This is a genomic window from Enterococcus sp. DIV1444a (assembly GCF_051712125.1).
In the GTDB taxonomy this organism is placed as follows: domain Bacteria; phylum Bacillota; class Bacilli; order Lactobacillales; family Enterococcaceae; genus Enterococcus; species Enterococcus faecalis.
Genome location: NZ_JBIOOG010000001.1, coordinates 2,175,574 through 2,190,279 on the forward strand (window position 1 = coordinate 2,175,574; position 14,706 = coordinate 2,190,279).

The 14,706-nt window shown below is 36.6% G+C and carries 14 protein-coding genes; 6 read left to right on the forward strand and 8 right to left on the reverse strand.

What is annotated here, in order from left to right; translation table 11 throughout:
• Positions 1-5 precede the first annotated feature (5 nt).
• The 4 genes from IGI87_RS10390 to groES form a co-directional block, all read right to left on the reverse strand.
• On the reverse strand, positions 6-716 hold the full coding sequence (locus tag IGI87_RS10390) for a hypothetical protein (RefSeq protein WP_280210981.1): 711 nt from the start codon (positions 714-716) through the stop codon (positions 6-8).
• A gap of 23 nt (positions 717-739) precedes the next feature.
• Entirely contained in the window at positions 740-1,459 is a 720-nt protein-coding gene (locus tag IGI87_RS10395; RefSeq protein ID WP_162782527.1) for a response regulator transcription factor, read from the reverse strand.
• A gap of 303 nt (positions 1,460-1,762) precedes the next feature.
• Entirely contained in the window at positions 1,763-3,388 is a 1,626-nt protein-coding gene (gene groL / locus IGI87_RS10400; RefSeq protein ID WP_104854914.1) for a chaperonin GroEL, read from the reverse strand.
• A 57-nt stretch (positions 3,389-3,445) separates the two neighbouring features.
• Positions 3,446-3,730, reverse strand: coding sequence for a co-chaperone GroES (gene groES, locus IGI87_RS10405; protein WP_002356531.1), 285 nt, complete (start codon positions 3,728-3,730; stop codon positions 3,446-3,448).
• Between the two features lie 229 nt (positions 3,731-3,959).
• Here groES and IGI87_RS10410 point away from each other — a divergent pair, with 229 nt between their 5' ends.
• Positions 3,960-4,136, forward strand: a complete 177-nt coding sequence (locus IGI87_RS10410; RefSeq protein ID WP_002356530.1) for a hypothetical protein — start codon at positions 3,960-3,962, stop codon at positions 4,134-4,136.
• Positions 4,137-4,154: 18 nt separating this feature from the next.
• The gene (locus IGI87_RS10415; RefSeq protein WP_104854913.1) at positions 4,155-4,808 is read left to right on the forward strand and encodes a CPBP family intramembrane glutamic endopeptidase; all 654 of its coding nucleotides are present in this window, start codon (positions 4,155-4,157) and stop codon (positions 4,806-4,808) included.
• 42 nt (positions 4,809-4,850) lie between these two features.
• Here IGI87_RS10415 and IGI87_RS10420 read toward each other — a convergent pair whose 3' ends face one another.
• A complete protein-coding gene (locus tag IGI87_RS10420; protein WP_002356528.1) occupies positions 4,851-5,501 on the reverse strand; it encodes a redox-sensing transcriptional repressor Rex in 651 nt (216 codons plus the stop codon).
• 213 nt (positions 5,502-5,714) lie between these two features.
• Between IGI87_RS10420 and IGI87_RS10425 the strand changes: the two genes are divergently transcribed.
• The 4 genes from IGI87_RS10425 to IGI87_RS10440 all read left to right on the forward strand — a co-directional run bounded on the left by IGI87_RS10425 (position 5,715) and on the right by IGI87_RS10440 (position 11,401).
• Positions 5,715-7,661, forward strand: coding sequence for an ABC-F family ATP-binding cassette domain-containing protein (locus IGI87_RS10425; RefSeq protein WP_438736952.1), 1,947 nt, complete (start codon positions 5,715-5,717; stop codon positions 7,659-7,661).
• A 14-nt stretch (positions 7,662-7,675) separates the two neighbouring features.
• The gene (locus tag IGI87_RS10430) at positions 7,676-8,308 is read left to right on the forward strand and encodes a GntR family transcriptional regulator (RefSeq protein ID WP_002356525.1); all 633 of its coding nucleotides are present in this window, start codon (positions 7,676-7,678) and stop codon (positions 8,306-8,308) included.
• A gap of 200 nt (positions 8,309-8,508) precedes the next feature.
• Entirely contained in the window at positions 8,509-9,699 is a 1,191-nt protein-coding gene (locus IGI87_RS10435; protein ID WP_002388977.1) for a quaternary amine ABC transporter ATP-binding protein, read from the forward strand.
• Positions 9,692-11,401, forward strand: a complete 1,710-nt coding sequence (locus IGI87_RS10440) for an ABC transporter permease/substrate binding protein (protein WP_113794496.1) — start codon at positions 9,692-9,694, stop codon at positions 11,399-11,401. The genes IGI87_RS10435 and IGI87_RS10440 overlap by 8 nt, the downstream gene beginning before the upstream one ends.
• Before the next feature lie 282 nt (positions 11,402-11,683).
• On the opposite strand, the gene IGI87_RS10445 is transcribed toward IGI87_RS10440, so the two are convergent.
• The 3 genes from IGI87_RS10445 to IGI87_RS10455 all read right to left on the reverse strand — a co-directional run bounded on the left by IGI87_RS10445 (position 11,684) and on the right by IGI87_RS10455 (position 14,577).
• Complete coding sequence (locus IGI87_RS10445; protein WP_002384134.1) at positions 11,684-12,418, reverse strand: YcjF family protein; 735 nt, start codon at positions 12,416-12,418, stop codon at positions 11,684-11,686.
• 119 nt (positions 12,419-12,537) lie between these two features.
• Complete coding sequence (locus IGI87_RS10450; protein ID WP_438736955.1) at positions 12,538-13,440, reverse strand: diacylglycerol/lipid kinase family protein; 903 nt, start codon at positions 13,438-13,440, stop codon at positions 12,538-12,540.
• Between the two features lie 123 nt (positions 13,441-13,563).
• On the reverse strand, positions 13,564-14,577 hold the full coding sequence (locus tag IGI87_RS10455; protein ID WP_438736957.1) for a CdaR family transcriptional regulator: 1,014 nt from the start codon (positions 14,575-14,577) through the stop codon (positions 13,564-13,566).
• Positions 14,578-14,706: the final 129 nt, after the last annotated feature.

Genomic DNA, 14,706 nt, shown 5'->3' on the forward strand with positions numbered 1-14,706 from the left:
TTCATTTACCTCTTTATTTCTGCTAATAATTGCTCTATCTGTTGGTACATTCCATTTGATTCATTCTTGATGGTCAGCATTTGTTCACAATAAGCTTGGTACTCACTTGCCACTTGCTTCATGCGCGTTAAAGTTGCTAAACGTTGTGCCAGTTCTTCATGAACTGTTACAACTTGTTGGTTGGCTTGAGCAATTGTTTCTTTTGCTTGACGCTTGGCTTCTAATAACACTTCGCCAATTTCTTTTTGAGAAAGCGTAACTGCTGTGTCTAAGTGCTTTTCGCTGGTCTGTCTCTGTTGCATCTTTTCTTCAGAAAATTGTTTTTGTAAAGAAGTGATAATTGCTTCTTTATCACTTAACGTTTCTTTAACATGTTCAAGTTGCACATCTTTTTCGGCTACTTGTTTTCGTAAGGCTTCCATTTCATTGGTTTGTACTAATAATTGCTCCGTTAGCTTTTTAACGGATTGCTGATAAATTTGATTTTCTTCTTCTAATTTTTCAACAAAAGAAAATGATTCTTCTGACAGTTCAGTCGGCACTTCTTGCTTGACCTGCTTAACTTTTGCAGCTTGCTCTTTTGCATAAACAACCTCGTCATCAAAGATTGCTTCTTCTGTTATCTTTGGTTGTGCTTTCACCGATTGTTCATTTTCAAAATCCGGCATCTTCTCATACTCCCCATCTTCATTGTTTTTAGTCAAAAATTGCCACATCTTTTTCTCCCCCTTCGTACCTTTTACACCGTTAACATATAGCCTTTTGAGCGAATTGTTTTGATATACTGTGGTTTGTTCACATCTTGCTCAATTTTTTTGCGCAAATGGAAAATCACATTAGCAACACGGTATTTCCGTTCATTCGCAGTATCTTTCCAGACATTTTTGTAGAGTTCTTCATATGTAATTGTTTGCCCTGCGTGTTTGTATAAATACTCTATTGTGAAAAATTCCAATTTTGTTAAAAGAATTTCTTCTCCACTTCCCAAGCAAACACTCAAATTTGGGGCAATTAAATACAATCTCTCAGAAAGATTCTTAGTAACTGTTTGTTCCTGGTTTGCACTAGCTAGTTTAGGATAAAAACGTCTTTTTACACGTTGCAATAAATTACTCATGCTTAACACGCATTCTTGACGATCATAAGATTGATCAAAAACCCCATCTGCACCTAATTGTAAATAAATAATTCGATTGACTTTACTAATTGCTTCTGTCCGAGAAAATAACCAAATCGGCAAGTCTGACTGCTTGCGAATCGTCATTAATAACTCACAACAAGTATTTACTTGTTGGTGGTCAGTCACTTCAATCACTAGTCCATCAATATGGTGCAAATGAAGAAGGATATTTGTGCCTTGGATGATCTGACAGTCTACTTGATTACTCACAAACCAATTTTGACAGTATTCGTTTGTTTCAGTTGTCAAAGGGACGACACCAATTGTATATTTTTCCATTTTTTCACCTCAATCTTCCTAACATTCTCCTTTAAAATATAATAATTTTTATTTATATTCTATTAATAAATAAAAATTACCAACTACTAGTTTTCAAAAAATGATTGTTATTACTAAATTTTATCGAATAAAAACAAGGCTGTCTAGCTAAAACGAAGCCTTTAAATTATCATCTTTTTTGTTAAATGAGCAAATATTTGAGAAAATACTCCAAGTAAGGTTATTATTCAGTTTATTTATTCTTTATGTAAAAAAAAGCTTACGATTTTTCAATCGTAAGCTTTTAGAATACTTTTTTTATTTTTACATCATACCGCCCATGCCCATTGATGGATCCATCATAGGAGCTGGTGCAGCTGGTTCTGGTTTGTCTGCAACAACTGCTTCAGTTGTTAATAATAAAGCTGACACAGAAGCTGCATTTTGTAATGCAGAACGAGTTACTTTTGTTGGGTCAACAATACCGGCTTCAACCATGTTTACCCATTCACCGTTAGCGGCATTGAATCCGATACCTAAGTCAACATTTTTTAGTTTGTCAACAATCACTGATCCTTCATAACCAGCGTTTTCAGCGATTTGACGGATTGGTTCTTCTAATGCACGAACGACAATCTTGATTCCTGTTGCCACATCGCCCTCAGCTTCAAGTGCAGCGACTTTACCAATTACATTGACAAGTGCGGTACCACCACCAGAAACCATGCCTTCTTCCACTGCGGCACGTGTTGCGTTTAATGCATCTTCAATTCGTAATTTTAATTCTTTTAATTCTGTTTCAGTTGCAGCACCGACTTTAACGACAGCAACCCCGCCAGCTAATTTAGCTAAACGTTCTTGTAATTTTTCACGATCAAAATCAGACGTTGTTTCGCCGATTTGGTTTTTAATTAAATGAACACGGGCATCAATGGCATCTTTTGAGCCAGCACCTTCAACAATTGTTGTGTTATCTTTGTCGACAACTACTTTGCTAGCATTTCCTAAGTTTTCAATGGTTGTGTCTTTTAACTCTAACCCTAAGTCGTCAGTGATTACTGTACCACCTGTTAAAATAGCAATATCTTCAAGCATCGCTTTGCGGCGGTCACCAAATCCTGGCGCTTTTACTGCGACAACATTAAATGTACCACGGATTTTGTTCAACACTAATGTTGGTAATGCTTCCCCATCAACATCATCTGCAATGATCAATAGTGGACGGCTTTGTTGTAAAATTTGTTCTAATAAAGGTAAAATATCTTGAATATTTGAGATTTTTTTGTCGGTGATTAAGATATATGGATTTTCTAAAACAGCTTCCATTTTATCATTGTCAGTAACCATGTATTGAGATAAATAACCGCGGTCAAATTGCATTCCTTCAACCACATCTAATTCTGTTTCAATCCCTTTTGATTCTTCAATGGTAATTACGCCATCATTACCAACTTTTTCCATTGCATCAGCAATTAATTGGCCGACTTTTTCAGAACCTGATGAAACAGCAGCGACTTGTGCAATCGCTTCTTTTGAATCAACTACAGATGAAATATTGTGTAATTCTTCTACTGCTGTTTTTGTTGCTAATTCAATCCCACGACGAATACCTAATGGGTTAGCTCCAGCAGTTACGTTTTTTAAGCCTTCACGAACAATGGCTTGTGTCAAAACAGTCGCTGTTGTTGTTCCGTCACCAGCAATATCATTCGTTTTAGAAGCAACTTCTGAAACTAATTTTGCGCCCATGTTTTCGAAATGATCTTCTAATTCAATTTCCTTAGCAATTGTTACCCCATCGTTAGTAATCAATGGTGAACCGAATGATTTTTCTAAAACAACGTTACGACCTTTAGGGCCTAATGTTACTTTCACTGTATCTGCTAATACATCTACTCCGCGTAGCATTGCTGCACGTGCATCTTCTGCAAATTTAATCTCTTTTGCCATGATTTCTTCACCTCATAATTTTTTTCTTCTATTATATTATTCTGTAAAAGTTGTTTATTATTCAACAGTAGCAATAATGTCTTTGGCTGATACAATTAAGTATTCTACGCCTTCGTATTTCACTTCTGTTCCTGAATATTTTTCAAACATTACTGTGTCACCAATTTTTACTTCCATCGGAACTTTTGTGCCATTTTCAAGCACACGACCTTCACCTACTGCGATAACTTCACCTGTTTGTGGTTTTTCTTTTGCAACGGATGCAAGAACAATTCCTCCAACAGTTTTTTCTTCTTCTTTCGCGACTCTAATTACGACGCGATCGCCTAATGGTTTTAACACAATAAATCCCTCCAAATAAAAAGTTTTCGCTTATTTTAGCACTCGATACACAAGAGTGCTAACTCACACTACTTATAATACTCATTTCACTCTAAAAATGCAAGTATTTTCTCTCTTTTTCTTGTCAATTATAAGATACGCATTTTTTAAGTATTCTTTTTTCAAGGAATGTTTTTCCAATTCTTTAATTCATGGTAAAATAAATTGACTACGATTGGAGGCGAATAAAATGAAACAACGTTTACTTACAGCACTAATAGCAACATTCGTTTATTTTGTGATAGCGAATTTAGGAAATCTTGTTTTCAGTGTCACAGAAGGAATTGTTTCGACACTTTGGGAATCTCTTTTCTTTTTCTTATTCGTTTTTCTTTTATTAGGATATCGCAATAATCGTAAAAAATAATTATAGAAAGGATTAACCATGACCTTAAGAAAATCAAGTTTATTTATTTTAGTCACATATATTATCGCTTTTTTCGGGCCATTACTTTTTTCTGGTATTTCCCCTAATGCAGCGATTAATGTGACAACTGCTCTCTACATTATTGGCGCCCTTGTAATGATTGGCATCTTTTTAAAAACAACAGAACCTTCTCCTTTAGAGGAAACAGCAACCTTGAAATCACCTATTTTTATTTTTTTATTAGGTGTTAGTGGTATTTTCATTGCTATGCTGATACAAGGAATTACTTTCGCCATTGAAGTAGCCATCACAGGAGAACAAGCTACTTCTCAAAATACACAAGCCATTGTGGCGGTGATTTTGGCAAACCCTTTATTTATTTTGGCAACTACTATTGGTGGTCCGATTATGGAAGAATTCGTCTTTCGTTACGCGTTTATACATTTAATCCAGCCTTTTACAAATTTCTGGATTGCGGCTACTGTCAGTTCGGCAATTTTTTCATTAGCACATGCCGATGGTCACTTTTTTGTTTATTTCTTTATGGGATTTTTCTTTGCTCTTTTGTACAAGCAAACTGGAAAAATTTGGACCTCAATTATCGCTCATTGCGGCATGAATACGATTGTGATTATTGTTCAACTACTTTTGCATAACGGTGCAATTCAATAAGAAAAAGGCCTTCGTCTAAACGACTAGGCCTTTTTCTTTTGCTTATTCTTCTTCGTCAATCAATTCATTGTCATGATGTAAGAAATAAATCAATGTTTGTAATTCGTTGGTTAAGTCAACATTTTGAATTAGTACTTCAGGTGGCGCTACTAAACGCGCAGCCGTAAAGTTTAGAATTCCTTTGACCCCTGCTTCGGCAAGTTTGTTCACAACTTCTTGCGCTTTACGAGCTGGAATAGTCAAAATAGCTACTTCGATTTGTTGAACACGGATTTGTTCCATCATATCTTCCATTGGATAAACTGGAATACCGTCAACAATGCGTCCCACAATATCTTCATTCACATCAAATGCGCAACTTACACGAATACTGTTGCTTTGATGGAATTTGTACTTTAATAAAGCACTTCCTAAATTACCAACCCCGATTAATGCGACATTGGTTAACTCGTCTTCATTCAATGTTTTTGCAAAAAAGTTCATTAAGTTTTCAACATCATAGCCGTACCCACGTTTACCTAATTCACCAAAATATGAAAAGTCACGACGAATAGTCGCACTGTCTACTTGTACCGCTTCACTTAATTCAGTTGATGAAACTTTATTTTTTCCTGTATCATGTAACATTCTTAAGTAACGATAATATAAAGGAAGGCGTCGCGCCGTTGCTTTTGGAATAACTTGATCTTTCACAATTGGACCTCCAATACTTTCACTTAAATCTTATCCATTAACATAATAGCAGTTTTTCACAATAAAAAGCAATTCTATGGCTCAAAAATAGCATTTTTCTTCAAAAGTTTGTGATAAAAGGTATAAACCTTCACAAAGCATTTTTTGATACGTGCTATTTTAACAGATTTTATGCTACACTAAGGGCAATGAATTTAGAAATGAGGACTACTGATGATTTTATTACAAGCAAATCAAGTTGCCCGGCATTTTGGCTCGGAAACATTGTTTGAAAACATACATTTAGAAATTGCAACAAAAAGTCGGATTGCCTTAGTTGGTCGTAACGGTGCTGGAAAATCGACTTTTTTAAAAATCATTGCAGGCATTGATGCTCCCGATAGCGGAACCATTGCCAAAAATAAAACCGCTACGTTAGGTTATTTAGCTCAAAATACTGGCTTGGAATCAGATAAAACCGTTTGGGAAGAAATGACAAAAGCCTTTGCTGACATCCTAGAAATGGAACAGCGTATGCGAGAATTAGAAACCAAAATTAGTGAAATGGATCCAACCACTTCCGTTTATGAAGGAATTTTAAAAGAGTACGATCAATTGCAACATACGTTTTCCGAAAAAAATGGCTATGGCTATGAAAATGAAATTCGCTCAGTCCTTCACGGCTTCGGCTTTGATGAATCGTTTTACACAAAAGATATTCAAACTTTATCTGGTGGTCAAAAAACCCGGCTTGCCTTAGCGAGAATGCTTTTACAAAAACCAGACATTTTAATTCTGGACGAGCCTACAAACCACTTAGATATCGAGACGCTTTCTTGGCTGGAATCTTATTTGCCAAGTTATGCCGGCGCCCTATTGATTGTTTCCCACGATCGTTATTTTTTAGATAAGGTAGTTAATGAAGTTTATGAACTGAGCCGCAAAAAAATGACTCACTACAAAGGAAACTATTCCAAATACTTAGAGTTAAAAGCAGAACAATTAGCTAGTGAATGGAAAGCGTATGAAAAGCAACAAGAAGAAATCAATAAGTTAGAAGATTTCGTTGCCAAAAATCTGGTTCGTGCATCTACAACGAAACGTGCGCAAAGTAGCCGAAAAGTATTAGAAAAAATGGATCGTTTAGACCGACCTCAAGGAGATGAAAAATCGGCGCATTTTCTTTTCGATAGTGAAAAAGTCTCGGGAAATGTTGTTTTACAAGTCGAAGATGCCGCTATTGGCTACGACCAAGACCATATTTTATCCGAACCTATTCACTTGGATATTCGTCGCAAAGAAGCCATTGCCTTAGTCGGACCGAACGGAATTGGTAAATCCACTCTCTTGAAATCAATTATTGACCGCATTCCTTTCATTAAAGGAAGTAAAACTTTTGGCACCAATGTTTCTGTAGGTTACTATGACCAAGAGCAAGCGAATTTACATGGCAACAAAACAGTCTTAGCGGAATTATGGGATGAACACCCAACCACACCTGAAAAAGAGATTCGTAGTGTTTTAGGCGGCTTTCTCTTCAGTGGAGATGATGTTGAAAAAACGATTCCTTTATTAAGCGGTGGCGAAAAAGCACGGGTGGCATTAGCAAAATTAGCGATGGATCGTGACAATTTCTTGATTCTCGATGAGCCAACCAACCACTTGGATATCGATAATAAAGAAGTTTTAGAAAATGCGCTGATTGATTATGAAGGAACCATCCTCTTCGTTTCCCATGACCGTTACTTTATCAATCGAATTGCAACAAAAGTTGTTGAGCTTTCTGAAAAAGGCAGCAAACTTTATTTAGGCGACTATGATTATTATTTAGAAAAGAAACAAGAGGAAGAAGAAATCGCTGCTCTCCTAGCTAATCAAGAAGCGGTGAAAAAACCCGAACCAGTCACAGCCAAAAATACCTTTTATCAAAACAAGGAGCAACAAAAATTACTCCGTACTTTGCAAAGAAAAATAACACAAGTCGAAGAAAATCTTGCTCAGTTAGATACGACAATTGCACAATTAGAAGCACAAATGAGTCAACCAGACATTCTAGAAAATCATGTTGAATTGCTGGCCTTAAACCAACAATTAGATGAAACTCGTCAGCAACAAGATGAACTACTTGAGCAATGGGAAAATTTCAGTTTAGAATTAGAAGAAATGGAAAATAACAATTAACGGAGGGATTCACTATGGCTTCCAAAAAAATTAGTTTAACGAAGCCCAAATATCAACAAATCGCCGTTGATGTTGCGGAAAAAATTGCAGAGGGCAAATTACATGTTGGAGATAAAATCCATGCCCGTTCTACCCTGGCTAACCAATACCAGGTGTCGCCAGAAACAGCCCGCAAAGCCATTATCGTTTTAGTCGATTTAGAAATCGTTAAAGCCAAACACGGCAGTGGCTTCTATGTAGCATCAAAAGAAAAAGCGCAGGACTTTGTAACACAATATCAAGACGTTCAAACGATTGCTGAAATTAAAGAAGAATTGCTAGATAGCGTAGCCAAACAAAAAGAAGAACTTACTCATTTTTCTAGCATTCTAGATACTCTTGTTGAACAAACAAAGCGTTTTGATTCTTTCAATCCAATGAATCCCTATTCATTAGTTTTAACAGAAGAAGCTGCTTATCTTGAGGCAACGATTAGCGAAATGAATTTTTGGCAAAATACCTCGGCAACCATCATCGCTATCAAACACAAAGAAGAGCTTCTGGTCTCACCTGGTCCATATGCAAAGATTTCGTTGAACGACACGCTTTATTTTGTTGGACATGACGAATCAACCTTACAACGTGTCCAAAATTTCTTTTATCCTTAAACAAAAAAGTGACTACTTATCTTGCGATAAATAGTCACTTTTTTTATTTATTTTTTCTATTTTTCATAAAAAACCTTTATAAAACCTAGTTAAAGCACTGTTTTTCTTCGTTTTCAGAAAGATTTTCATCTAATTTGACAAAGTGACAACTTTATAGTAGTCTGGTGTAGTCACTTTTTTTATTGAGGAGGAACAATGATTTGCCAAAAGTAAAAGTAAATCACCTTACCAAGATCTTTGGTAAGAAAACCAAACCGGCACTTGAAATGATTCGTGCCAACAAAAGCAAAACAGAAATTTTAGAAAAAACCGGTGCCACAGTCGGTGTTTATGATGTAAATTTCGAAGTTGAAGAAGGCGAAATTTTCGTTATTATGGGGTTATCAGGAAGTGGGAAATCGACATTAATTCGTTTATTAAATCGTTTGATTGAACCAACTTCAGGAAATATTTATATTGATGGACAGGATATTTCTTCTTTAGATAAAGAAGGATTACGTGAAGTACGTCGAAATAAAATGAGCATGGTTTTCCAAAACTTTGGTCTTTTCCCCCATCGAACTATCTTAGAAAATACGGAATACGGTTTAGAAATCCGTGGCGTTCCTAAAGAAGAACGCCAAGCAAAAGCTGAAAAAGCCTTAGAAAATTCTAGCTTAATTGCTTTTAAAGACCAATTACCTAGTCAACTATCTGGTGGGATGCAACAACGTGTCGGCCTTGCTCGTGCCTTGGCTAATGATCCAGAAATTTTATTAATGGACGAAGCGTTCTCTGCTCTTGATCCGTTAATTCGGCGTGAAATGCAAGATGAACTATTAGATTTACAAGAAAATGTCAAAAAAACCATTATCTTTATCACACATGATTTGAATGAAGCCCTACGAATTGGGGACCGAATCGCCTTGATGAAAGATGGTCAAATTATGCAAATCGGGACTGGGGAAGAAATTTTAACTAACCCAGCCAACGAATATGTACGGACCTTCGTGGAAGATGTGGATCGTTCAAAAGTCTTAACTGCCCAAAATATTATGGTACCTGCATTAACTACTAACATTGAAATTGATGGCCCAACTGTTGCTTTAAAACGGATGCGTCAAGAAGAAGTGAGTATGTTACTAGCCGTGGATAAAAAACGCCAACTAAAAGGTGTGGTACGCGCAGAAAAAGCTTTAGAAGCGCGTAAAAACGGGACTTCTCTTGTAGAATGTGTGGATCCAGAAATTCAAACAATCGACAAAGATATGTTAGTGAATGATATTTTCCCACTGATTTATGATGCACAAACGCCTCTTGCCGTGACTGATAACGGCAAACTATTAGGCGTGGTCATCCGTGGTAGCGTACTTGAAGCACTTGCAGAAACAGAGGTGAACGAACATGAATAAGTATCAATTACCTGTCGCGTCTTGGGTTGAAAGTTTTACTGATTGGTTAACTTCAACATTTGCTGGATTATTCAGCGTTTTACAAGCTATTGGTCAAAGTGTAATGGACAACATTACTGCATTACTAACAGCCGTACCGCCACTTGTGCTGATCGTGCTCTTAACGATTGCTGCTTTCTTTATTTCTAATAAAAAAATTGGCTTAAGTTTATTCACGTTTATCGGCTTAATGTTTATCTATAATCAAAACTTATGGAACGATTTAATGAGTACCGTTACGTTAGTTTTACTTTCTAGTGTTATTTCCATTATCATTGGTGTGCCGCTAGGGATTTTAATGGCGAAAAGCGAAAAAGCCAAGAGTATCATTACACCGATTTTGGACTTCATGCAAACAATGCCTGGTTTCGTTTACTTGATTCCAGCCGTTGCATTCTTCGGAATTGGTATGGTTCCTGGGGTATTCGCCTCTGTTATCTTCGCTTTACCACCAACCGTCCGCTTTACGAACTTAGGAATTCGCCAAGTGCCAAATGAACTTGTCGAAGCAGCTGATTCTTACGGTAGTACTGGCTGGCAAAAATTATTCAAATTAGAATTACCTTTAGCCAAAAACACGATTATGGCTGGTGTTAACCAAACCACAATGCTAGCTCTATCAATGGTAGTTATTGCTTCAATGATTGGTGCGCCTGGATTAGGACGTGGCGTCCTTTCCGCTTTACAACGTGCACAAGTCGGGAACGGTTTCGTAAATGGTGTGGCTTTAGTTATTTTAGCGATTATCATTGACCGTTTTACTCAACATTTAAATAATAAAAAAGCAGCCCCTAAAGCAGCTGGTGCCACCTCTAAAAAGAAAAAATACGGGATTATTGCAGCGGTTGTTGTAATTGTCGCTGGCTTAGTTGGTGCTTCAATTTTTACAACAACAAATGATAAGCAAATTTCCCTTTCTTATGTGGAATGGGATACCGAAGTAGCCTCCACACATGTGGTTGCCGAAGTCTTAAAAGATATGGGGTATGATGTTAAAACGACTCCTTTAGATAACGCAATTATGTGGGAATCTGTAGCTAAAGGTGAAACAGATGCCATGGTTGGTGCGTGGCTGCCAGGAACTCACGCAGAGCAATATAAACAATATAAAGATAAATTAGACGACCTCGGTGAAAACCTTAAAGGTGCGAAGCTAGGAATTGTCGTCCCTTCTTATATGGATGTTGATTCTATCGAAGATTTATCTGATCAAGCTGGGAAAAAGATTACTGGAATTGAACCTGGTGCTGGTGTTGTTGCAGCAGCAGAGAAAACTAAAGAAGCTTATCCTAATTTGAAAGATTGGTCTGTTGAAACTTCTTCATCAGGTGCCATGACTGTTGCCTTAGGACAAGCAATTAAAAACAACGAAGATATCGTTATTACTGGCTGGTCGCCTCACTGGATGTTTGCAAAATATGATTTAAAATATTTAACTGATCCAAAAGGCACTATGGGCGGCGAAGAAGCGATTCACACAATGGCTCGCCAAGGCCTAAAAGAAGATCAACCAGAAGCTTACAAAGTGTTAAATAATTTCCATTGGACAACTAAGGATATGGAATCAGTCATGTTAGAAATTAACGAAGGCAAAGACCCACAAGAAGCTGCACGCGATTGGGTTGATTCACATAAAGACCAAGTGGCAGAATGGAAAAAATAATTCTTGATAAATGACTTCCCCATTTATTAAAAGAGGCCGTTGAACAAATTGTTCAACGGCCTCTTTTTTCGTAAAAAAACCACTCAGTTGGGTAGACTGAGTGGAAAGGAGTTATTTTTACTTGAGGAGTAAAAATGAAAAGTGTTTATGTTGGGTGTTTTGTTGGTATGCTTATATATTAACGAGAACCTGTGAATAATTTGTGACGAAAACCTTGGAAATTTGCTACGAATTACTTAAAAAAGTTTAAATGTGTATCACCCTAGTTAATCGATACAGCGATTATTTCTTTTTAGCATTTTGGATGGCTTTAAACAATGTTGAAAATTGTCCTTTGAAAGACATCACATCATCAAAGATATCGACACCATCATTTAACATTTTGACGGTAACCCAGCCAAGCGCTTCCGTAATTGCTACCGCAACTGAAGCATTGACCATGCCACCAGTCACCGTTCCGACAACAGGAATCACTTTTAGAATATTTCCGACTGCGCTCTTACCTAAACTGACTACTACTAATTCTTTGGTTAAACTTTTACCTAAGCTTTCAGACCAAGACTGACCAAAAATTTTATGCAGCCGTGACATCATAGTTAATTGAACAGGTACCAGTAAAAAAGCATCCGAAAATGGAATTGGCGAAAACCCAATAATTGCTGCTGACAATGCAGCAAAATGAATCGTTTGATGACTTTTCTTTTTCACGTCAGGTGAAACACCAGCCAAAAATTCATCAAATACTTTGTCGAGTTGTGTTTGACTGTTCGTCACTAATTGTTCTGCTTTACCTTTAGAAGTTGCGAAAGCATTCATTATGGCCGTAGATGTTTTTTGTGGAAATTTTTTCAAGACATCTTGAAAAAAAGAACGAAATTCTGGGTCTTCGATTTCTTCATTCAATTGCTTAGTTTCTTGTTCTGCTAATTCTTGTTTTTCAATCTCTTCAAAAAGTTCTTGTTTCTTTTTGTTTTTATGTTTTTTTCTTCTCATCTCATTAACTCCTTTATCTATCAATATGTAGAAACAAAGTATAGCATATCCCCTGATTGATTCTCTTTTAGATGATTTGAAAAGCCAGAACTTATCTGTTTTTTAAACAAATAGAAATGTTCTAGCTTTTCTCAAAAAATCAGCTATTTTGTTTGTTCTTCACCACAATACACCGTCAAGTGTTTAGATAAAATTTCCAGCGTAATTGGCAAAGCAGCTCCTTCATCACCATCCACATTAGTGGTTAATTCTTCTTGGTTTTCTAAGGAGATTGTTCCTTCTTTAAAGGTTAGGTAAGCTAAATTATCAGTGGACTGATCGACTCCTTTTAACAAATCTGGGACTGCTTTTACTGCATCCCACAATGATTGATCTTTTAAATAAACTAAATGAAGTTTGCCGTCATCCACTTGGGCCTCTGGTAATAATGTTTCAAACCCACCGATTGAATTCGTTAAGCCAACTAAAACGGTACTACTTTCAATGGTTTGTTCTTTTTGATCCAATCTTAAATGAAAAGGATACGTTTGAGCATTCGCTAAATGTTTGGCCCCTGAAATAAAATAAGCGAGTTTTCCTAACTTCGTTTTTTGTTCAACGTCCACGTCGTTAATTGACTCTGGAATCGTCCCAATCGCAACGACATTCATAAAGTAGTCGTCATTGATTTTCCCCACATCTAAAGCACTGGTTTTTTCTAAATCTAATTGTTGAATCGCTTCTTCAGGGTCCATCGGTAAATTCAAGGCTCGCGCTAAATCGTTCACCGTTCCTAAAGGAAAAAAGCCAAATTTTGGGCGGTAAGCTTGTTCTGCCAACCCGCTAATTCCTTCATTAACAGTTCCATCTCCCCCCATTACGAAAACACTGTCGAAGTGACTTTCTGCAGCTTCACGGGCAAATTGTTCTGCATCGCCGCCTTTTTCTGTTTGTTTCACTACAACTTCATCAAATAACTGCTTTAATTTTTCTTCTGCTAACGTTTCAAATTCTTTGGCTTTTTCACCACCAGAACTGGGGTTAACAATTAAAACTGCTTTTTTCACTGGCTCCACTCCTCATTTCGTAACTAAATCATTTGATTCCTTACAATTATTATAAAAGATATTTTTGATTCTGGCGAAAAATATGCTGACACTTGCTTAACAAACAAGCATTCCTGCTCCTCACTACTTTTCAAAACGTTCTTTAAAGCAATAGGCAAAATAATAGAACAATTTCCAAAAATCTTGCCAAACTTTTGGATCCATCCCCGTCAATTCATGAATTCGTTTCAAACGGTAATTCAATGTATTTCGATGGATATGTAATCCTTGTGAGGTTTCATTGATGTTTAAGTTATGATTGGCGAAAAAAATAACGGTTTCATAGTATTCATCATAAATCGTCTGGATGGTTTCAAAAAAATCCAATTCAATATGAAAAGGAAAATTAAAAATTCCTTGAATGAAAAAATCTTCTGCTTGGTAAAGCTTGGCCTTTTCTAATTGGAGAAACGATAGAAGTAAATACGTGTTTTGTGCCTCTTGGACCATTTGTTGAATCGTGTCTTTTTCCGAACTTATTACAAGATATTCTGTTACTGACTTTGTTATCTGAGGTGGTTCAGAAGTAATCACCAGATAACAATTTTCCCATTCAAATATTTCATGGCTAGGATAATAACTGGATAATAAGCGCTTGTCCTTGGTCAGTACACAATGATTCTGGTCATCTAATTGAAGGTTATATAGTTCCAACGCTTCAAGTTTTAAGGCTTCTGAGTAAGCAGAATCCACATGCATTAAGTGCTGGATAAACTGATTTTTTTGTTTTTTCTTTTTTTCGCGTTCTTGTTGTGTATTTAATTCTTCTGTCAGTAAAAGAACAATCGAGCGCACAAGCTTGGTAAATTTGCGCACCTCGTCTGGTTCCCCTGAAATGCCTACGACACCTAAAATGTGATCATTCAAAATAATCGGTTCATTGGTGCCTTTTTTCTCTAAAGAAGTATCTTTATAAATTTCAATATTTTTTCGTTCATTGATGGCTCTTTCTGCGCCACGATGGCGCTCCCCAATTCGAGCAGAATCTCCACTCGCAATAATTTTTCCTCGTTCATCCATAATATTGATGTTATAAGGAATATCCGCCATTAACTTTTCAACAATTTTATTTGCTTGGATTTTGTCTAATTTTAACATTGCTATCGCCAACTTTCTAAAAAGCGAGTAGCGTTTGGGACATAAGCCGCAATGACTTATGTCCCAAACGCTTAATTCTTCAGATCAACGATTGAACATCTTTATTTCAGCTTTCATTACTGATGATAC